The following is a 15,928-nucleotide window of genomic DNA, read 5'->3' on the forward strand; positions in this document are numbered from 1 at the left end:
CAATTGCCAATCAACGGGGCAGGCTCTAAAGTACCTGCCCCGTTTTTCGTTGCCTTGCTATCGATCATGACCCCCCTCGAGCGCTACCAGTCCGATCTCAAGCGGCCGGATTTCTTCCACGATGCCGCGCAAGAAACCGCCGTTCGCCATCTGCAGCGGCTGTACGACGACCTGATCGCCGACGACCGCAACAAGCCCGGCCTGTTGGGCAGCCTGTTCGGCAAGAAGCGCCAGGGCCCGGTCAAGGGCCTGTACTTCTGGGGTGGCGTAGGTCGCGGCAAGACCTACCTGGTGGATACCTTCTACGACGCGCTGCCGTTCAAGCAGAAGATGCGTACCCACTTCCACCGCTTCATGAAGCGCGTCCATGAGGAGATGAAAACCCTCAAGGGCGAGAAGAACCCGTTGACCATCATCGGCAAGCGTTTCGCCGACGAGGCTCGGGTGATCTGCTTCGACGAATTCTTCGTCTCCGATATCACCGACGCCATGATCCTGGCGACGCTCCTCGAAGAGCTGTTCAAGAACGGCGTCTGTCTGGTGGCCACCTCGAACATCGTGCCTGACGGTCTCTACAAGGATGGCCTGCAGCGCGCGCGTTTCCTGCCCGCCATTGCGTTGCTGAAGGAGCATACCGATATCGTCAACGTCGACAGCGGCGTGGACTATCGTCTGCGTGCCCTGGAGCAGGCTGAGCTGTTCCACTTCCCGCTGGACGCCGAGGCCGAGGCCAGCCTGAGCCGCAGCTTCAAGAGCCTGCTGCCCGACTGCACCATGGCGCAGGAAAACGAAGCCCTGATGATCGAGAATCGTGAAATTCGCGCTGTGCGCGTCTGCGAAGATGTTGCCTGGTTCGAGTTCCGCGAGCTTTGCGACGGTCCGCGCAGCCAGAACGACTACATCGAACTGGGCAAGATCTTCCACGCGGTGATCCTCGCCAACGTCGAGCAGATGGGCGTGGCCAAGGACGACATGGCGCGCCGCTTCATCAACCTGGTGGACGAGTTCTACGATCGCAACGTGAAGCTGATCATTTCCGCCGAGGTGGAGCTGAAGGATCTCTACTCCGGCGGCCGGCTGAATTTCGAGTTCCAACGTACATTGAGCCGCCTGCTGGAAATGCAGTCGCACGAGTTCCTGTCGCGGCCGCACAAGCCCTGAGATGGATACAAAAAAGGCTGCCGAAAGGCAGCCTTTTTCATTTCCGCTGGCGTCAGTTCTGCGCCACCTTCTGCTCCTGCTGTTTCAGCAGTCGCTGCGCGTGAGCCACTTCCAGGGCTTCCATCGCGTTGATCGGCTTGATCGCCACAGCCTTTTTCAGGTGCTCCACGGCCTTGGCTTCCTCGTCTTCGCCGTATACGTACTCCAGGGCGTTGGCGTATTCGTAGTGGCCAATGGGCAGGTCATCGGTGGCCTTGAAGGAGCGGGCGAAGTATTGCTCCATCTTGTCCGAGCTGACCCCGTAGGTCATCTTGCCCACCAGCTTGCCCACCTTGCGGATCACACCGGCTTCGTAACCGCCGTAGAGGGCCAGGGCGAAGGGTTGCCCAGGCTGCGTCTTCAGCAGGGCATCCAGTTCTTCGGGGATCTGGCTGGTATAGCCGCGCTTGAGCACAACGGGCACTGGCAACTCTTCACCCAGCCGGGCCTTGGCATAGGCGCGGCCGAACTGTGCGACCACGTCTGCCTTGACCAGATCGCCGGCTTCATCGGTGTAACGGATCACTTCCTCCAGCAGGCGATGTTTCTCCGTCTGGTCCGGCACCAGGAACATGGCGTAGACCACCTGGGCGAACATCGCCGGAACCTGGCCGCCAACACCTAGCGCGAGCCCCTGCTTCTTGGCCTGGGCAAAGTCGCCACGGAACATCAGGCGCCAGACATCCTGGAGTTTCGCCGCATAGGCTTCGGCTTCTTCTGGCTTGCCCGTGAAGCCGGTATTGCCGGTCACGGTCAGTTCGAGTGCCTTGGGATACTGGCTGGCCATGGTCACGACCCAGTCGGCATCCGGGTAGGGGTAGTTGGAGCCGAAACCGCGGGTCAGGCGCGGCCAGGCTTCACGCAGCTTGTCGCCGGAGTAGTCATAGGCGGCCTGGTCGTAGGGGAAGGGTTTCCAGTTTTCATCCGCTACAGCGGTGAGGCTGAGAGCGGCCAGCAGGGCAAGCAGGTAGCGGCGCATGGCGAGGGACCTTTTCTTGTTGTTTTCCTCCCGCGCGAGGTTCGGCGCGGGTTCGAAGCAACCCGTTCGGGCATGGGTCGATCATAGGGCGACGGGGCATGGGGCCAACCCATCCTTGGGATGGCGATACCAGAAAAGGCGGGGTCGCTAACCGGCGTCAGCGGTATGGTTGCAGCGTCCGGTGACGAGCCGCATGTGCGCGGCTCCGTTCATTCACCTTTCTGCTGGTACTGGTGCCGGTATTGATTCGGCGAAAGCTGAGTGTGCTGACGGAACAGGCGCGCGAAGAAACTGGCGTCGTCGTAGCCCACCTCGTAGCTGATGGTCTTGATGCTCTTGCGCGTACCCGAGAGCAGTCCCTTCGCTGTTTCGATGCGCAACCTTTGCAGGTAGTGCAGGGGCTTGTCGCCAGTAGCCGCCTGGAATCGCCGCATGAAGTTGCGGATGCTCATGCCGTGGTCGCGGGCCACGTCCTCGAAGCGGAACTTGTCGGCGAAGTGGTCTTCCAGCCATTGCTGGATCTGCAGGATGGTCATGTCGTGGTGCAGCTTCTGTCCGCCGAAACCGATGCGGCCGGGCGTATAGCTGCGTTGCACTTCATAGAGGATGTCGCGGGCAACCGCCTGGGCGATGCCGGCGCCGCAGAAGCGTTCAATCAGGTAGATGTAGAGGTCGCAGGCCGAAGTGACACCGCCGGCGCAGTAGAGATTGTCGGCGTCGGAAAGGTGCTTGTCCTGGTTCAGCAATACCTTGGGGAAGCGTTCGGCGAACTCGCCGAAGAAGCGCCAGTAGGTAGTCGCTTCCTTACCATCCAGAAGGCCGGCCTGGGCCATCCAGAACACCCCGTACGCTTCGCCGCAGATGGCGCTGCCGGCGGCGTGACGCGCGCGCAACCACCCGCACACGTGTGGATAACGGGCGAGCAGGGCGTCAAAGTCGCCCCAGAACGTCGGTATGACGATGATGTCGGCATCATCCAGCGCGCCGTCGACCGGAATGTGCACTTCACTGAAGCTGCGTACGGGCTGGCCGTCAGGGCTGACCAGGCGGGTTTGGAAGGCGGGGGTGAGGCCTTTGCCTTGCAGCTTGCCGAAGCGCAGGCTGGCCATGTGGAAGAAGTCCTTGGCCTGCATGAGGGTGGAGGCGAAGACGCCATCGGTGGCCAGGATGCTGACCTGCCGAAGGTTGGGGGACTGCGTAATACTCATGGTGTTGTTCTTATTAGGGGAAAGCGGTCATTCTGCGGCTGGATCGTCTTATTTTTTGTCCTAAGTGTCCAGTATGGCGGGGCAGGGGACTGACCTAGAGTCGGTGGCCTCCGAACCCCACACACAACAAGAAGTTCATTCCAAGGTGATGCCATGATCCCAAGAACCCTGTTCAGCTCCGATCACGAGCTCTTCCGCGATAGCGTGCGCAAGTTCCTCGAGCAGGAGGCGGTGCCTTACCACCATCAGTGGGAAAAGGACGGTCACATCGATCGCACCCTCTGGAACAAGGCAGGCGAAGCCGGAATGCTCTGCTCGCATATCCCGGAGGAGTACGGCGGGATGGGCGCTGATTTCCTCTACAGCGCGGTGGTCATCGAAGAGATCGGCCGCCTGGGACTGACTGGTATCGGCTTCTCCCTTCACTCCGACATCGTTGCCCCCTACATCCTCCACTACGGTTCCGAGGCGCAGAAGCTGAAGTACCTGCCCAGGCTTGTCAGTGGCGAGCTGGTGACGGCCATCGCCATGACCGAGCCGGGTGCCGGCTCCGATCTCCAGGGTGTGAAGACCACTGCGGTGCTGGATGGTGATGAGTACGTCATCAACGGCTCCAAGACCTTCATCACCAACGGCTTCCTTGCCGATCTGGTCATCGTGGTGGCCAAGACCGACCCGAAGGCGGGCGCCAAGGGAACCAGCCTGTTCCTGGTTGAAGCGGGAACGCCGGGCTTCGCCAAGGGCAAGCGTCTGGAGAAAGTCGGCATGAAGGCCCAGGACACCTCCGAATTGTTCTTCCAGGATGTTCGCGTGCCAAAGGAGAACCTGCTGGGTCAGGCGGGCATGGGCTTCGCTTATCTGATGCAGGAGCTTCCCCAGGAGCGTCTGACTGTGGGTATCGGCGCCCTGTCTTCCGCCGAGGCGGCGCTCAACTGGACCCTGGATTACACCCGCGAACGCAAGGCGTTCGGCAAATCGGTCGCCGAATTCCAGAACACCCGTTTCAAGCTGGCGGAGATGGCAACTGAAATCCAGATTGGTCGTGTATTCGTCGACCGCTGCCTGGAGCTGCACCTGCAAGGCAAGCTGGATGTGCCGACGGCGGCGATGCTCAAGTACTGGGGTACCGACCTGCAGTGCAAGGTGCTGGACGAATGCGTACAGCTGCACGGCGGTTACGGCTTCATGTGGGAATACGCGGTAGCGCGGGCCTGGGCGGACGCGCGCGTGCAACGGATCTACGCCGGTACCAACGAGATCATGAAGGAGATCATCGCCCGTTCCCTGGTGTGAGTCCCTTGCGGGAAAAAGCCCGGCAATTGCCGGGCTTTCTTGTTTTCAGGGGGCCGGATTCGGCTGGTCCTTGTGGATGGCGGCAATGCCTTCCAGTACATCTTCGGACAGGGTCAGCTCGGCGCTGCGCAGGTTCGCCTCCAGTTGCTCAAGGGAGGTGGCGCCGATGATGTTGCTGGTCACGAAGGGCTGCGCGGTAACGAAGGCCAGTGCCATTTGTGCTGGGTCCAGGCCGTGTTCGCGAGCCAGTTGTACATAGCGCGAGCAGGCTGCCTGGGACTGCGGGTTGGTGTAGCGGGTGAAACGGCTGAACAGGGTGATCCGCGCATTGGCTGGGCGCGCGCCGTTCTCGTATTTGCCGGAGAGCATGCCGAAGGCCATGGGCGAATAGGCCAGCAGGCCGCATTGCTCACGCATCGCCACTTCGGCCAGGCCCACTTCGAAGCTGCGGTTGAGCAGGTTGTAGGGGTTCTGGATGGAGACAGCGCGTGGCAGGCCAAGCTGATCGGCGAGCTGTAGGAACTTCATGGTGCCCCAGGGCGTTTCGTTGGACAGGCCGATATGGCGGATCTTGCCCGCCTTGACCTGGTCGCCGAGCACTTCGAGGGTTTCCTGCAGGGAGGTGAACGTTTCCTCCTTGTGCTGGTAGCCGAGCTGGCCGAAGAAGTTGGTGCTGCGCTCGGGCCAGTGCAACTGGTAGAGATCGATCCAGTCGGTCTGCAGGCGCTTGAGGCTGGCATCCAGCGCCGCGGTGATGTGCTGGCGATTGTGTTTGAGGTTGCCGCCGCGGATATGGCTGATGCCATTTCCCGGTCCGGCCACCTTGCTCGCCAGCACCCAGTCGGCCCGGTCGCGATGCCTGGCGAACCAGTTGCCGATGATGGTTTCGGTCGCGCTGTAGGTTTCCGCGCGGGGCGGTACCGGATACATCTCCGCCGTGTCCATGAAATTGATGCCGTAGCCTTTGGCGCGTTCGATCTGGGCGAAGGCTTCCGACTCGGTGTTCTGCTCGCCCCAGGTCATGGTGCCCAGGCAAAGGCTGCTGACCTTGAGATCAGTGCGGCCAAGTTGGCGGTATTCCATCGCTGCCTCCTGCGTTTTTGTAAAGGATGCATGAAATCAGGTTGAATTTTTTCCTGCAATCGGCATAATTCCGCGGCTTTCTTTGCGGGGATGCCTAGCCTGCGAAGAAGGAAGGTGGGGATGCCTAGCCCGCCGAAAAACCTTTTGCCGTAGCGGACGCGCTGACCCGAGCCCCCGATAGCGTCTGTTTCCGGCTGTCCCTGACTTGTCAGGGCGAGCACTATTCAGTAAGATCCGCCGTCTTATTTTCAGGGCGGCCCCTGAGGCTATAGCGAATGAAGACTTTTACTGCAAAACCGGAAACTGTTAAGCGCGACTGGTACGTCGTCGACGCTGCAGGTCAGACCCTGGGTCGTCTGGCCACCGAAATTGCCAGCCGTCTGCGTGGCAAGCACAAGCCCGAATACACCCCTCACGTTGACACCGGCGACTACATCGTCGTGATCAACGCCGAGCAGGTTCGTGTTACCGGTGCCAAGACCACCGACAAGATGTACTACTCGCACTCCGGCTTCCCGGGTGGCATCAAGGAAATCAACTTCGAGAAGCTGATTGCCAAGGCCCCTGAGCGCGTGATCGAGACCGCGGTCAAAGGCATGCTGCCGAAGAATCCGCTGGGCCGCGACATGTATCGCAAGCTGAAGGTGTACAAGGGTGCTGTTCACCCGCACACCGCTCAGCAGCCCCAAGAACTGAAGATTTAACGGGATAAGTTCATTATGTCGGCGACTCAAAATTACGGCACCGGCCGTCGTAAGACTGCTACCGCTCGCGTCTTCCTGCGTCCGGGCACTGGCAAGATTTCCATCAACAACCGCAGCCTGGATACCTTCTTCGGCCGCGAAACCGCTCGCATGGTCGTGCGTCAGCCGCTGGAGCTGACCGAGACTGTCGAGAAATTCGACATCTACGTTACCGTCGTTGGCGGTGGTGTAAGCGGTCAGGCCGGTGCTATCCGCCACGGCATCACCCGCGCCCTGATCGAATACGACGAGACCCTGCGCAGCCCGCTGCGTAAGGCCGGCTACGTGACTCGCGATGCTCGCGAAGTTGAGCGTAAGAAAGTCGGTCTGCGTAAAGCGCGTAAGCGTCCGCAGTACTCCAAGCGTTAATTCAACGCTTGCGAAAAGCGCCCAGTTTCTTCGGAACTGGGCGTTTTTTTATGCGTGAAGAATTTGTCCGTGCGACAGCTTGTCGCACGTGCGAATCCCCCGCCAATCAAGGCTTTCGGACTATTTGTATCCGGCTATTACCTTGTCAGGTAAGGGGCTTTTCTTTACCATTTGGCGAATTTTTTGCGCGGCTCGATTTTTTACTTAGTAGAGGCCTGAACAACAGGCCACAGAAGCTGATGGGAGACGACTGAATGAGCAATGACGGCGTGAATGCAGGCCGGCGTCGCTTCCTCGTAGCGGCCACGTCCGTGGTTGGTGCGGCGGGAGCGGTGGGGGCTGCTGTCCCGTTCGTGGGGTCATGGCTGCCCAGTGCCAAGGCCAAGGCCGCGGGTGCACCGGTCAAGGTGAATATAAGCAAGGTCGAGGCGGGCCAGCAGATCATTGCCGAATGGCGCGGTCAGCCGGTGTTCATCGTGCGTCGTACCGAAGAGATCCTGGCGAACCTGCCGAAGATCCACGACCGCATGGCAGACCCTGAGTCCAAGGCATCGGTTCAACCGACCTATGTGGACCCGGTAAGCCGTTCGATCAAGCCGGAAATCCTGGTACTGGTCGGTATCTGCACCCACCTGGGCTGCTCGCCGTCCTTCCGCCCGGAAGTTGCCCCGGCTGACCTGGGTTCCGAGTGGGTTGGTGGCTACTTCTGCCCCTGCCATGGCTCTCGCTACGACCTCGCCGGCCGTGTCTACAAGGCGCAACCCGCGCCGATCAACCTGCCGGTGCCGCCGTACTCGTATGAGACGGATGACGTCATCATCGTCGGTGTGGACCAGGAGAAGGCCTGATGAGCAAATTCATGGAATGGGTCGATGCGCGCTTCCCCGCGACCAAGATGTGGGAAGACCATCTGAGCAAGTACTACGCGCCGAAGAACTTCAACTTCTTCTACTTCTTCGGTTCGCTGGCACTGCTGGTACTGGTAAACCAGATCCTCACCGGTATCTGGCTGACCATGAGCTTCACTCCGTCCGCCGAAGAAGCCTTTGCGTCCGTCGAGTACATCATGCGCGACGTGGAGTACGGCTGGATCATTCGCTACCTGCACTCCACCGGTGCATCGGCGTTCTTCATCGTTGTCTACCTGCACATGTTCCGCGGTCTGCTCTACGGCTCCTACCAGAAGCCGCGTGAGCTGGTGTGGATCTTCGGCATGCTGATCTACCTCGCCCTGATGGCCGAGGCCTTCATGGGCTATCTGCTGCCCTGGGGCCAGATGTCCTACTGGGGTGCCCAGGTGATCATCTCGCTGTTCGGTGCCATCCCTGTCGTGGGCGATGACCTGACCCAGTGGATCCGTGGTGACTACCTGATTTCCGGTATCACCCTGAACCGCTTCTTCGCGCTGCACGTGATCGCCCTGCCGATCGTGCTGCTCGGCCTGGTTGTACTGCACATCCTGGCCCTGCACGAAGTGGGTTCGAACAACCCGGACGGCGTGGACATCAAGAAGAAGAAGGATGAGAACGGCATTCCGCTGGACGGTATTGCGTTCCACCCCTACTACTCCGTGAAAGATATCGTCGGCGTGGTGGTGTTCCTCTTCGTGTTCTGCTTCGTGGTGTTCTTCTTCCCGGAAATGGGTGGTTACTTCCTCGAGAAGCCGAACTTCGAACAGGCCAACCCGTTCAAGACTCCTGAGCACATCGCACCGGTTTGGTACTTCACTCCGTTCTACGCGATCCTCCGTGCGGTACCGGACAAGCTCCTCGGCGTTATCGCCATGGGTGCTGCGATCGCCGTGCTGTTCGTGCTGCCGTGGCTGGACCGCAGCCCGGTGAAGTCCATGCGCTACAAAGGCTGGCTGAGCAAGATCTGGCTGCTGGTGTTCTGCATCTCCTTCGTCATCCTGGGCGTACTGGGTGTTCTGGCTCCGACTCCGGGTCGTACCCTGCTGTCCCAGGTCTGCACCATCCTGTACTTCGCGTACTTCATCCTGATGCCGTTCTACACAAGGATGGAAAAAACCAAACCGGTACCGGAAAGGGTGACAGGCTGATGAAAAAGCTATTTGCTGCATTTGTTTTCGCTGCACTGCCGGCTCTTTCCTTCGCCGCCGGTGGTCATGATGTGCATCTGGACAAGGTCGATATCGACGTGACCGACAAGGCTGCCATGCAGGACGGCGCGCGTACCTTCGCGAACTACTGCATGGGCTGCCACAGTGCCAAGTTCCAGCGCTATGAGCGTGTGGGCAAGGACCTGGGCATTCCGGAAGAGCTCATGCTGCAGAACCTGGTACTCACCGGTGCCAAGATCGGCGATCACATGAAGATCGGCATGCAGCCGCAGGACGCCAAGACCTGGTTCGGCGCTGCTCCGCCGGACCTGACCCTGGTTGCCCGCGTGCGTGGCACCGACTGGCTGTACAGCTACCTGCGTTCGTTCTATGAAGATCCTGCGCGTCCCTGGGGCGTGAACAACAAGGTCTTCCCGAACGTCGGCATGCCAAACGTCCTGGTCAGTCTGCAGGGTCGTCAGGTCGTTGGTTGCAAGCAGGTTCAAGCGGTTGAGGACGGCAAGAAGCAGTTCGACCCGCTGACTGGTGCTCCGCTGACCCACGAAGCCTGTGATCAGCTGACCGTAGTACCGAAGACCGGCAAACTGACCGAAGCTGAGTTCGATGAGAAGGTCCAGAACCTGGTGACCTTCCTGGCGTACTCCGCCAACCCGGTCAAGATGGAAAGCCAGCGCATCGGTACCTACGTACTGCTGTACCTGGCGTTCTTCTTCGTGTTCGCCTACCTGCTCAAGCGCGAGTACTGGAAGGACGTGCACTGATACACTGCTGCACTGTTGCAAGAAGCGCGCGCCCTTATTGGGCGCGCGCTTCTTTCTGCCCCTGAATTTTCCAATGTAAGGAGGACGCAATGGCCGTCACCAACAGGCTGGCCTGTTACTCCGACCCCGCCGACCACTACTCCCATCGTGTGCGTATCGTGCTCGCCGAGAAGGGCGTCGCCGCCGAGATCATCAATGTCGAGCCGGGCCGTTGCCCGCCCAAGCTGGCCGAGGTCAATCCGTACGGCAGCGTTCCGACCCTGGTTGATCGGGACCTGGCGCTTTACGAGTCCACGGTCGTAATGGAGTACCTGGAAGAGCGTTACCCCCATCCTCCGCTGCTGCCGGTCTATCCCGTGGCGCGCGCCAACACCCGCCTGCTCATGCATCGTGTGCAGCGTGACTGGTGTTCGCTGGTAGATCGCATCCTCGATTCTCGTAACAAGGAAGCCGACAAGGCCGTCGCGCGCAAGGAGCTGCGTGAGAGCCTGACCGGCGTATCGCCGCTATTTGCGGACAAGCCATATTTTCTAAGCGAAGATTTCAGTCTGGTGGATTGCTGCCTGCTGCCGATTCTCTGGCGCCTTCCCCTGCTGGGCATCGAGTTGCCGCGGCCGGCCAAACCTCTTCTGGACTACATGGAGCGCGCATTTGCCCGTGACTCCTTCCAGGCCAGCCTGTCCGCCGCCGAGCGCGATATGCGCTGAGGAGACCAAGATGAATTCCAGTCGTCCCTACCTCGTCCGTGCCCTCTACGAATGGATCGTCGACAACGATTGCACCCCGCACCTGCTGGTCAATGCTGAGCACGCCGGCGTGCGGGTTCCGCCCGGCTACGCCAATGATGGCCAGATCGTGCTCAACGTTTCGCCGAGTGCGGTGCGCCATCTGCACATGGACAACGAGGCGGTGAGCTTCGAAGGCCGTTTCGGTGGCGTTGCCCACAGCCTCTACGTTCCTTCCGCCGCAGTGATGGCCATCTACGCGCGGGAGAACGGCCAGGGCATGGTCTTCGATCTCGAACCCCCGCTGCCCGGTGATGATCCGGAGCCGGAGGATGACGGTCCGTCGGGTGGCGAGCCGCCGAGTTCGGGAGGCGAACCGTCGCGCCCCAGTGGGCGACCCAGCCTCAAAGTGGTCAAGTAATAAAAAAGGCGATCCTCGGATCGCCTTTTTCATGCCTGCCCGTAAGGTCAGTTGGTGTATTCGAAGAGCCGGACGATCTTCTGCACCCCAGAAACGTTCTGGACAATGCTGGTAGCGAGCTGGGCTTCCTGGCGGGTAACCAGGCCCAGCAGATAGACGATGCCGTTCTCGGTGATCACTTTGATCTGCGAGCTGGGAACCTTGCCGTCGGCCAGCAGCTGGGTGGTGATCTTGGTGGTGATGGTGCTGTCGTTCATGCGCGCCAGGGTGGAGGAGGGCGGCAGCACTTGCAGCTCGTTGTGCACACGACGAACGCCCTGAGCGGACTGGGCAGCCTGGCCGGCCAGTTCCTTCAGGTCGGCGCGCGGCGTCTGGCCGGCGAGCAGCACGACGCCGTTGTAGCTGGAGACGACGATGTGCGAGTTGGTCTTCAGATCAGGGCTGGCCGCTTCGACTTTGGCGCGTACTTTCGATGGCATGGATTGGTCATCGATGGTCTTGCCGATGGTGCGGCCACCGCAGCCGGAGAGCGCGAGGCAGATGGCCAGGCCGGCGAGTATCAGCGGGGAACGGATCATTCTTCACTCCCAAACAGTTGACGGTCGATCAGGTCGCAGAGGCAATGGATGGACAGCAGGTGTACTTCCTGGATTCGTGCGGTGATCTTGGACGGCACACGAATTTCCACGTCCTCTGGAAGCAGCAGGGATGCCATGCCGCCGCCGTCGCGGCCGGTCAGGGCAACCACCACCATTTCGCGGTCGTGGGCGGCCTGGATGGCCTGGATCACGTTGGCGGAGTTACCGCTGGTAGAGATGGCCAGCAGCACGTCGCCGGGTTGGCCCAGGGCGCGGATCTGCTTGGAAAAGACTTCGTTGTAGCTGTAGTCGTTGGCGATGGAGGTAATGGTCGAACTGTCGGTAGTCAGCGCAATTGCGGGCAGGCTCGGGCGCTCGCGTTCGAAGCGATTGAGCAGTTCCGAGGAGAAGTGCTGGGCGTCGCCGGCCGAGCCGCCGTTGCCGCAGGACAGTATCTTGCCCTCATTGAGCAGCGCGTGGACCATCACCATGCTGCCGTGCTCGATGTGCGGGGCCAGCACTTCCATGGCTTGCAGCTTGGTGTCGATGCTGGCCTGGAAGAGTTGGCGAATACGGGGTTGCATGTCCATCGGGTTAGACCTTCAGTGGGGCGACCGATCAGGTGTCGAAGGCATTCTTCAGCCAGGTCAGTCGCGGGGGTGAGTCACCGTCCATTGCATGGACGGCAATCACATCAAATCGACAAGGGTATTTTGCCCAGCGGGATTCCTGCTGGAGGAACTGTTGGGCGGCGTATGCCAGTTTTTCGCGCTTGCGGGCATCGACGCTCTCGAGGGCACCGCCCCAGCCGGCATGACGCCGGTAGCGGACTTCGGCGAATACTACTGTATCGCCGTCGAGCATGACCAGATCGAGCTCGCCGCGTCGGCACAGCCAGTTCTGGGACAGCAAGCGCAGTCCGTTGGCTTCGAGATGATTGCGGGCAAGGGCTTCCGCCGCTTGCCCGCGGGCACGCCGGTCAATCAAGAGTCGCTGTCTTTCAGGCGCTGGACCTGGCCATCGCGGAACTCGGCCCAGGGAAGCTGGCGCTCCACGCGACGAGCGGGATTGAGGGTGAGGCGGCCGGAAAGGCCGTCCACCTGGGTTTCTGGCAGGGCTTTCAGTTGCGTGAGGCGCGGCGCGAGACGATAGGCGTCAGCACCCATTGCATAGAGACGGCCCAGGCTGCCGCCGGCCTGTGGCCATTGGCTCCCAACCTGCTGGCGGAGCGGGTCGTCACCGTTCAGCAGCCAGGGGGTTTCGCAGAAGCGGATGCCGTTGAGGTCCTGATACTGGGCCGGGTCATTGCTCGCCGAATAGAGGTGGGAAGTGGCGTAGACGGGTACATCGCCAGCGTACTGGAAGGCCAGCGTCGGCTTGATCTGCTGGGCTTGCTGCGGCGTTGCGGCGAGGAAGATGAAGTCGACATCCTGGCGACGCGCTGGCTGGGCCGCTACGGGAACGCCCAGGGTGCCCTGCAGGCGCTTGGCGCGCGCTTCGCTCTGGCGAAGCTGGAACAGGTCGGCGATCTGTTGGGCCAGGGCGACGGGTTGGTCTACGTGCTCTGCGGCGATCAGACGGCCGCCTTCGGCTTGCCAGCTCTGCTGGAACGCGCGCAGTACGCGATCGCCCCATTCGCTGCGGGGAACCAGTGCCACGGCGCTGCGCATGCCATCGGCCCAGGCGCGGCGGGCTACTTCGCGGGCTTCGTCTTCGGCGGCGAGGCCGAACTGAAAGAGCTGGGCAGGAGCTTCCTGGCCGGAATCGCTGTAGTTCAGGGCAAGGGTGGTGATGGGGAGTTGCTCGCGGGTGCTGAGTTGCTTGACCAGCGGCTTCTCGAGCGGGCCGACGACCAGTTGCACGCCATCGGCCTGAGCCTGGCGGTAGAAGTCATCGATGGAGGTCAGCTTGGAGCTGTCGTAGATCTCGATGGTCGGTTGCGGCTGTCCGGATTGCTTGGCCTGGTAATGGGCGGCCAGGAAGCCATCACGCAGGGCGCGGGAGACCGACGCCAACTGGCCTTCCTGGGGCAGGAGCAGGGCAATCTTGGTCAGTGGCTGGCCGGCAATTTCCTTCAGCTTGGTCAGGGCTTGGGGCAGCTGTTTGGCGGCCGGGTGCTCCGGATTCTGTGCGCGCCAGTTGTCGATGGCTGCCTGCTGCTGCTCCAGTGTCGAGGAGGTCTTGGTCAGGCGCGCCAGTTCCAGCCAACCGGCCAGATCCGTGTCGCCCCCACCTTGCAGTTGGTCGAGCGGGAGGCTGGAAACCAGTGCCCAGATGGCTTCATGGTTGCTGCCGGCGGCTTCACCACTCAGCAGCGGGGCGATGAATACGCGCTCGCGAGCGGCTGCGAGGGTCTGGCCGTCGGCTTCCAGGGCGCGGGCGCGAACCAGTTGAGTGCGCACCTGTTGCTCTACCGGCAATTCGGCCAGGTGGTCGAGGCTGGGGTGGCTCAGGGCCTTCAGCGCGCTTTTGGGCTGGTTGCGGGCCATGGCCAGTTCCGCGGCCAGGGTGCTGGCGAAGATCTGCTGCGCCGGTTTCATGCTGTCGAGCGGGATCTGCTCTAGGATGCGAGCGGAGCGGCCAATGTCCTGCTGCTTGTACGCAAGGTCAGCAGCAGACAGGCGGAGCAGTACGGCCTCTTCCGGCTCGGCTTGGCTGGCTTGCTGCAGCAGTTGCTCGATGCTGGCCTGGGGTGTGCGGGGCAGTTCGCCAAGGCTGGACGAGGGCGAACTGGAGCAGGCAGCCAGCAGGCCAGCGAGGCAGAGGGCGGAGAGCGGACGCAGGCAAGCGATCATTTATCGGTCCCGATACTCGTTAAAGAAAGGTGCGATTGTACCCAAGCCCCGGTTGAGGCGCGATGTCGGGCCGGTGAATCGGGATACAATGCGCGCTTTCAGTCTTTTCCGAGGTGCCTTGTGACTCTTTCTTCCGCCAGCGGCAGTGCGGTCGGTACGCTTTATGTGGTCGCAACGCCCATCGGCAACCTCGACGACATCACTGCGCGGGCCCTCCGAGTGTTGCGGGACGTAAAGCTGATCGCTGCTGAGGACACTCGCCACTCGGTTCGCCTGTTGCAACACTTCGGCATAGAAACGCCGCTGGCGGCTTGTCACGAGCACAACGAGCGTGACCAGGGCGGGCGCTTCCTGTCGCGTCTGCAAGCCGGGGATGATGTCGCGCTGATCTCCGACGCGGGAACTCCACTGATCTCCGATCCGGGTTTCCATCTGGTGCGCCAGGCTCGTGCGGCCGGCATCCCTGTCGTTCCAGTACCGGGCGCCTGCGCGTTGATCGCAGCGTTGTCGTCGGCGGGCCTGCCTTCGGATCGATTCATCTTCGAGGGCTTTCTCCCCGCCAAGGCCACTGCTCGCCGTGGCCGGTTGGAGGGCATAAAGGAAGAGCCGCGAACGCTCATCTTCTATGAGGCACCTCATCGTCTCCTGGAATCTCTGGAGGATATGCGGGGAGTATTTGGCGGTGATCGTCCAGCGGTGCTGGCGAGGGAGTTGACCAAGACCTTCGAGACCTTGAAGGGAGCACCATTGGAAGAGTTGTGTGCCTGGGTGGCGGCGGACTCGAATCAGCAGCGTGGCGAGTGCGTGGTGTTGGTCGGTGGCTGGCAAGCGCCGGAAGGCGAGGGTGCCTTGAGTGCGGAAGCGTTGCGGGTGCTGGATCTTCTTCTGGCCGAGTTGCCCGTCAAGCGGGCTGCTGCGTTGGCTGCTGAGATCACGGGTGTGCGCAAGAACCTGCTCTATCAGGCGGCCTTGGAGCGTCAGGCGGATGTCTGAGCTTGTTCTTGAGGGCGCCTGCCGTTAACCTTGGCGGCGGAGAGTCGATCGGACAGTCGCTGTCTCATTTCGTTCTACGATTTGAGAGGGAGGAAAGTCCGGGCTCCATAGGGCGGAGTGCCAGGTAACGCCTGGGAGGCGCAAGCCTACGGAAAGTGCCACAGAAAATAACCGCCTAAGCGCGCAAGCGCCGGTAAGGGTGAAAAGGTGCGGTAAGAGCGCACCGCACGACTGGTAACAGTTCGTGGCTAGGCAAACCCCACTCGGAGCAAGACCAAATAGGAATCCATGGCGCGGCCCGCGTCGGATTCGGGTAGGTTGCTAAAGGCTGTCAGTGATGGCAGCCGTAGATGAATGACTGTCCTCGACAGAACCCGGCTTACAGATCGACTCTCTACTTTTTCTCTCCTCGCGTTAGCTCTTCTCCGCTCTTTGTCCCGCCCTCAAAATACCGAAAAGATCTTACTCTTAACAAATTACTTTAAGTTCGAAGTTCAGCCTCTTGTAAGTGCTGGATTTTGCTTCTCCTTTGTCCCTCCAAAACCGCCCAAATGCCTTCCGAACACTCGCTAAATTGCCGTCCTGTAAGGAGTTTTCCGCTTTTCCGCGCCTTGACGGTGGGGCTAGCGCATTTCTATAGTGTGCGGAAGTGGAGCGAAGTGGGTAGAAGTGGGATTTACTGGCAAGGAAAGCCAATCAA

General features: G+C 61.0%; 17 protein-coding genes and 1 other RNA gene. 11 read left to right on the forward strand and 7 right to left on the reverse strand.

What is annotated here, in order from left to right; genetic code table 11:
- Window positions 1–66: 66 nt before the first annotated feature.
- Window positions 67–1,161: a cell division protein ZapE gene (gene zapE / locus E8E95_RS29400; protein ID WP_280355885.1), complete on the forward strand. Its 1,095-nt coding sequence runs from the start codon at window positions 67–69 to the stop codon at window positions 1,159–1,161.
- A gap of 52 nt (window positions 1,162–1,213) precedes the next feature.
- On the opposite strand, the gene E8E95_RS29405 is transcribed toward zapE, so the two are convergent.
- The gene (locus E8E95_RS29405; RefSeq protein WP_280355886.1) at window positions 1,214–2,179 is read right to left on the reverse strand and encodes a hypothetical protein; all 966 of its coding nucleotides are present in this window, start codon (window positions 2,177–2,179) and stop codon (window positions 1,214–1,216) included.
- 209 nt (window positions 2,180–2,388) lie between these two features.
- Window positions 2,389–3,288, reverse strand: a complete 900-nt coding sequence (locus tag E8E95_RS29410) for a GlxA family transcriptional regulator (protein ID WP_280356194.1) — start codon at window positions 3,286–3,288, stop codon at window positions 2,389–2,391.
- A gap of 252 nt (window positions 3,289–3,540) precedes the next feature.
- On the opposite strand from E8E95_RS29410, the gene E8E95_RS29415 reads away from it, so the two are divergent.
- The gene (locus tag E8E95_RS29415; protein ID WP_280355888.1) at window positions 3,541–4,680 is read left to right on the forward strand and encodes an acyl-CoA dehydrogenase family protein; all 1,140 of its coding nucleotides are present in this window, start codon (window positions 3,541–3,543) and stop codon (window positions 4,678–4,680) included.
- Window positions 4,681–4,725: 45 nt separating this feature from the next.
- On the opposite strand, the gene E8E95_RS29420 is transcribed toward E8E95_RS29415, so the two are convergent.
- On the reverse strand, window positions 4,726–5,763 hold the full coding sequence (locus tag E8E95_RS29420) for an NADP(H)-dependent aldo-keto reductase (RefSeq protein WP_280355889.1): 1,038 nt from the start codon (window positions 5,761–5,763) through the stop codon (window positions 4,726–4,728).
- Between the two features lie 275 nt (window positions 5,764–6,038).
- Between E8E95_RS29420 and rplM the strand changes: the two genes are divergently transcribed.
- The 7 genes from rplM (at window position 6,039) to E8E95_RS29455 (ending at window position 10,862) form a co-directional block, all read left to right on the forward strand.
- The gene (rplM, locus tag E8E95_RS29425) at window positions 6,039–6,467 is read left to right on the forward strand and encodes a 50S ribosomal protein L13 (RefSeq protein ID WP_016490991.1); all 429 of its coding nucleotides are present in this window, start codon (window positions 6,039–6,041) and stop codon (window positions 6,465–6,467) included.
- Between the two features lie 15 nt (window positions 6,468–6,482).
- Window positions 6,483–6,875 (forward strand): 30S ribosomal protein S9, encoded by a 393-nt coding sequence (gene rpsI, locus E8E95_RS29430; protein WP_003448478.1) that lies wholly within the window; start codon window positions 6,483–6,485, stop codon window positions 6,873–6,875.
- A 254-nt stretch (window positions 6,876–7,129) separates the two neighbouring features.
- Entirely contained in the window at window positions 7,130–7,723 is a 594-nt protein-coding gene (gene petA, locus E8E95_RS29435) for a ubiquinol-cytochrome c reductase iron-sulfur subunit (protein ID WP_179061764.1), read from the forward strand.
- Window positions 7,723–8,934 (forward strand): cytochrome bc complex cytochrome b subunit, encoded by a 1,212-nt coding sequence (locus tag E8E95_RS29440; protein WP_179061763.1) that lies wholly within the window; start codon window positions 7,723–7,725, stop codon window positions 8,932–8,934. The genes petA and E8E95_RS29440 overlap by 1 nt, the downstream gene beginning before the upstream one ends.
- The gene (locus E8E95_RS29445; RefSeq protein WP_280355890.1) at window positions 8,934–9,716 is read left to right on the forward strand and encodes a cytochrome c1; all 783 of its coding nucleotides are present in this window, start codon (window positions 8,934–8,936) and stop codon (window positions 9,714–9,716) included. Before E8E95_RS29440 ends, E8E95_RS29445 begins: the two co-directional genes overlap by 1 nt.
- An 89-nt stretch (window positions 9,717–9,805) precedes the next feature.
- Window positions 9,806–10,423 carry a glutathione S-transferase N-terminal domain-containing protein gene (locus tag E8E95_RS29450; protein ID WP_280355893.1) on the forward strand — a complete coding sequence of 206 codons (618 nt, stop codon included), beginning with the start codon at window positions 9,806–9,808 and terminating at the stop codon, window positions 10,421–10,423.
- 10 nt (window positions 10,424–10,433) lie between these two features.
- A complete protein-coding gene (locus E8E95_RS29455; protein WP_280355894.1) occupies window positions 10,434–10,862 on the forward strand; it encodes a ClpXP protease specificity-enhancing factor in 429 nt (142 codons plus the stop codon).
- 47 nt (window positions 10,863–10,909) lie between these two features.
- On the opposite strand, the gene E8E95_RS29460 is transcribed toward E8E95_RS29455, so the two are convergent.
- The 4 genes from E8E95_RS29460 to E8E95_RS29475 are packed head-to-tail and all read right to left on the reverse strand — an operon-like array spanning window position 10,910 to window position 14,235.
- The gene (locus E8E95_RS29460; protein WP_280355896.1) at window positions 10,910–11,440 is read right to left on the reverse strand and encodes a BON domain-containing protein; all 531 of its coding nucleotides are present in this window, start codon (window positions 11,438–11,440) and stop codon (window positions 10,910–10,912) included.
- Window positions 11,437–12,030: a phosphoheptose isomerase gene (locus E8E95_RS29465; RefSeq protein WP_077526499.1), complete on the reverse strand. Its 594-nt coding sequence runs from the start codon at window positions 12,028–12,030 to the stop codon at window positions 11,437–11,439. Before E8E95_RS29465 ends, E8E95_RS29460 begins: the two co-directional genes overlap by 4 nt.
- Window positions 12,031–12,058: 28 nt before the next feature.
- Window positions 12,059–12,427 carry a YraN family protein gene (locus tag E8E95_RS29470; RefSeq protein WP_280355898.1) on the reverse strand — a complete coding sequence of 123 codons (369 nt, stop codon included), beginning with the start codon at window positions 12,425–12,427 and terminating at the stop codon, window positions 12,059–12,061.
- Window positions 12,424–14,235 (reverse strand): penicillin-binding protein activator, encoded by a 1,812-nt coding sequence (locus E8E95_RS29475; RefSeq protein WP_280355900.1) that lies wholly within the window; start codon window positions 14,233–14,235, stop codon window positions 12,424–12,426. The genes E8E95_RS29470 and E8E95_RS29475 overlap by 4 nt, the downstream gene beginning before the upstream one ends.
- A 120-nt stretch (window positions 14,236–14,355) precedes the next feature.
- Here E8E95_RS29475 and rsmI point away from each other — a divergent pair, with 120 nt between their 5' ends.
- Together rsmI and rnpB are read left to right on the forward strand one after the other, a co-directional pair.
- Window positions 14,356–15,228, forward strand: a complete 873-nt coding sequence (gene rsmI, locus E8E95_RS29480) for a 16S rRNA (cytidine(1402)-2'-O)-methyltransferase (RefSeq protein WP_179061756.1) — start codon at window positions 14,356–14,358, stop codon at window positions 15,226–15,228.
- A gap of 40 nt (window positions 15,229–15,268) precedes the next feature.
- An RNA gene (gene rnpB / locus E8E95_RS29485) (RNase P RNA component class A) lies at window positions 15,269–15,626 on the forward strand.
- The last annotated feature ends 302 nt before the right edge of the window (window positions 15,627–15,928 follow it).

It is taken from the genome of Pseudomonas sp. BN414, from assembly GCF_029871275.1.
Taxonomy (GTDB): Bacteria; Pseudomonadota; Gammaproteobacteria; order Pseudomonadales; family Pseudomonadaceae; genus Metapseudomonas; species Metapseudomonas resinovorans_C.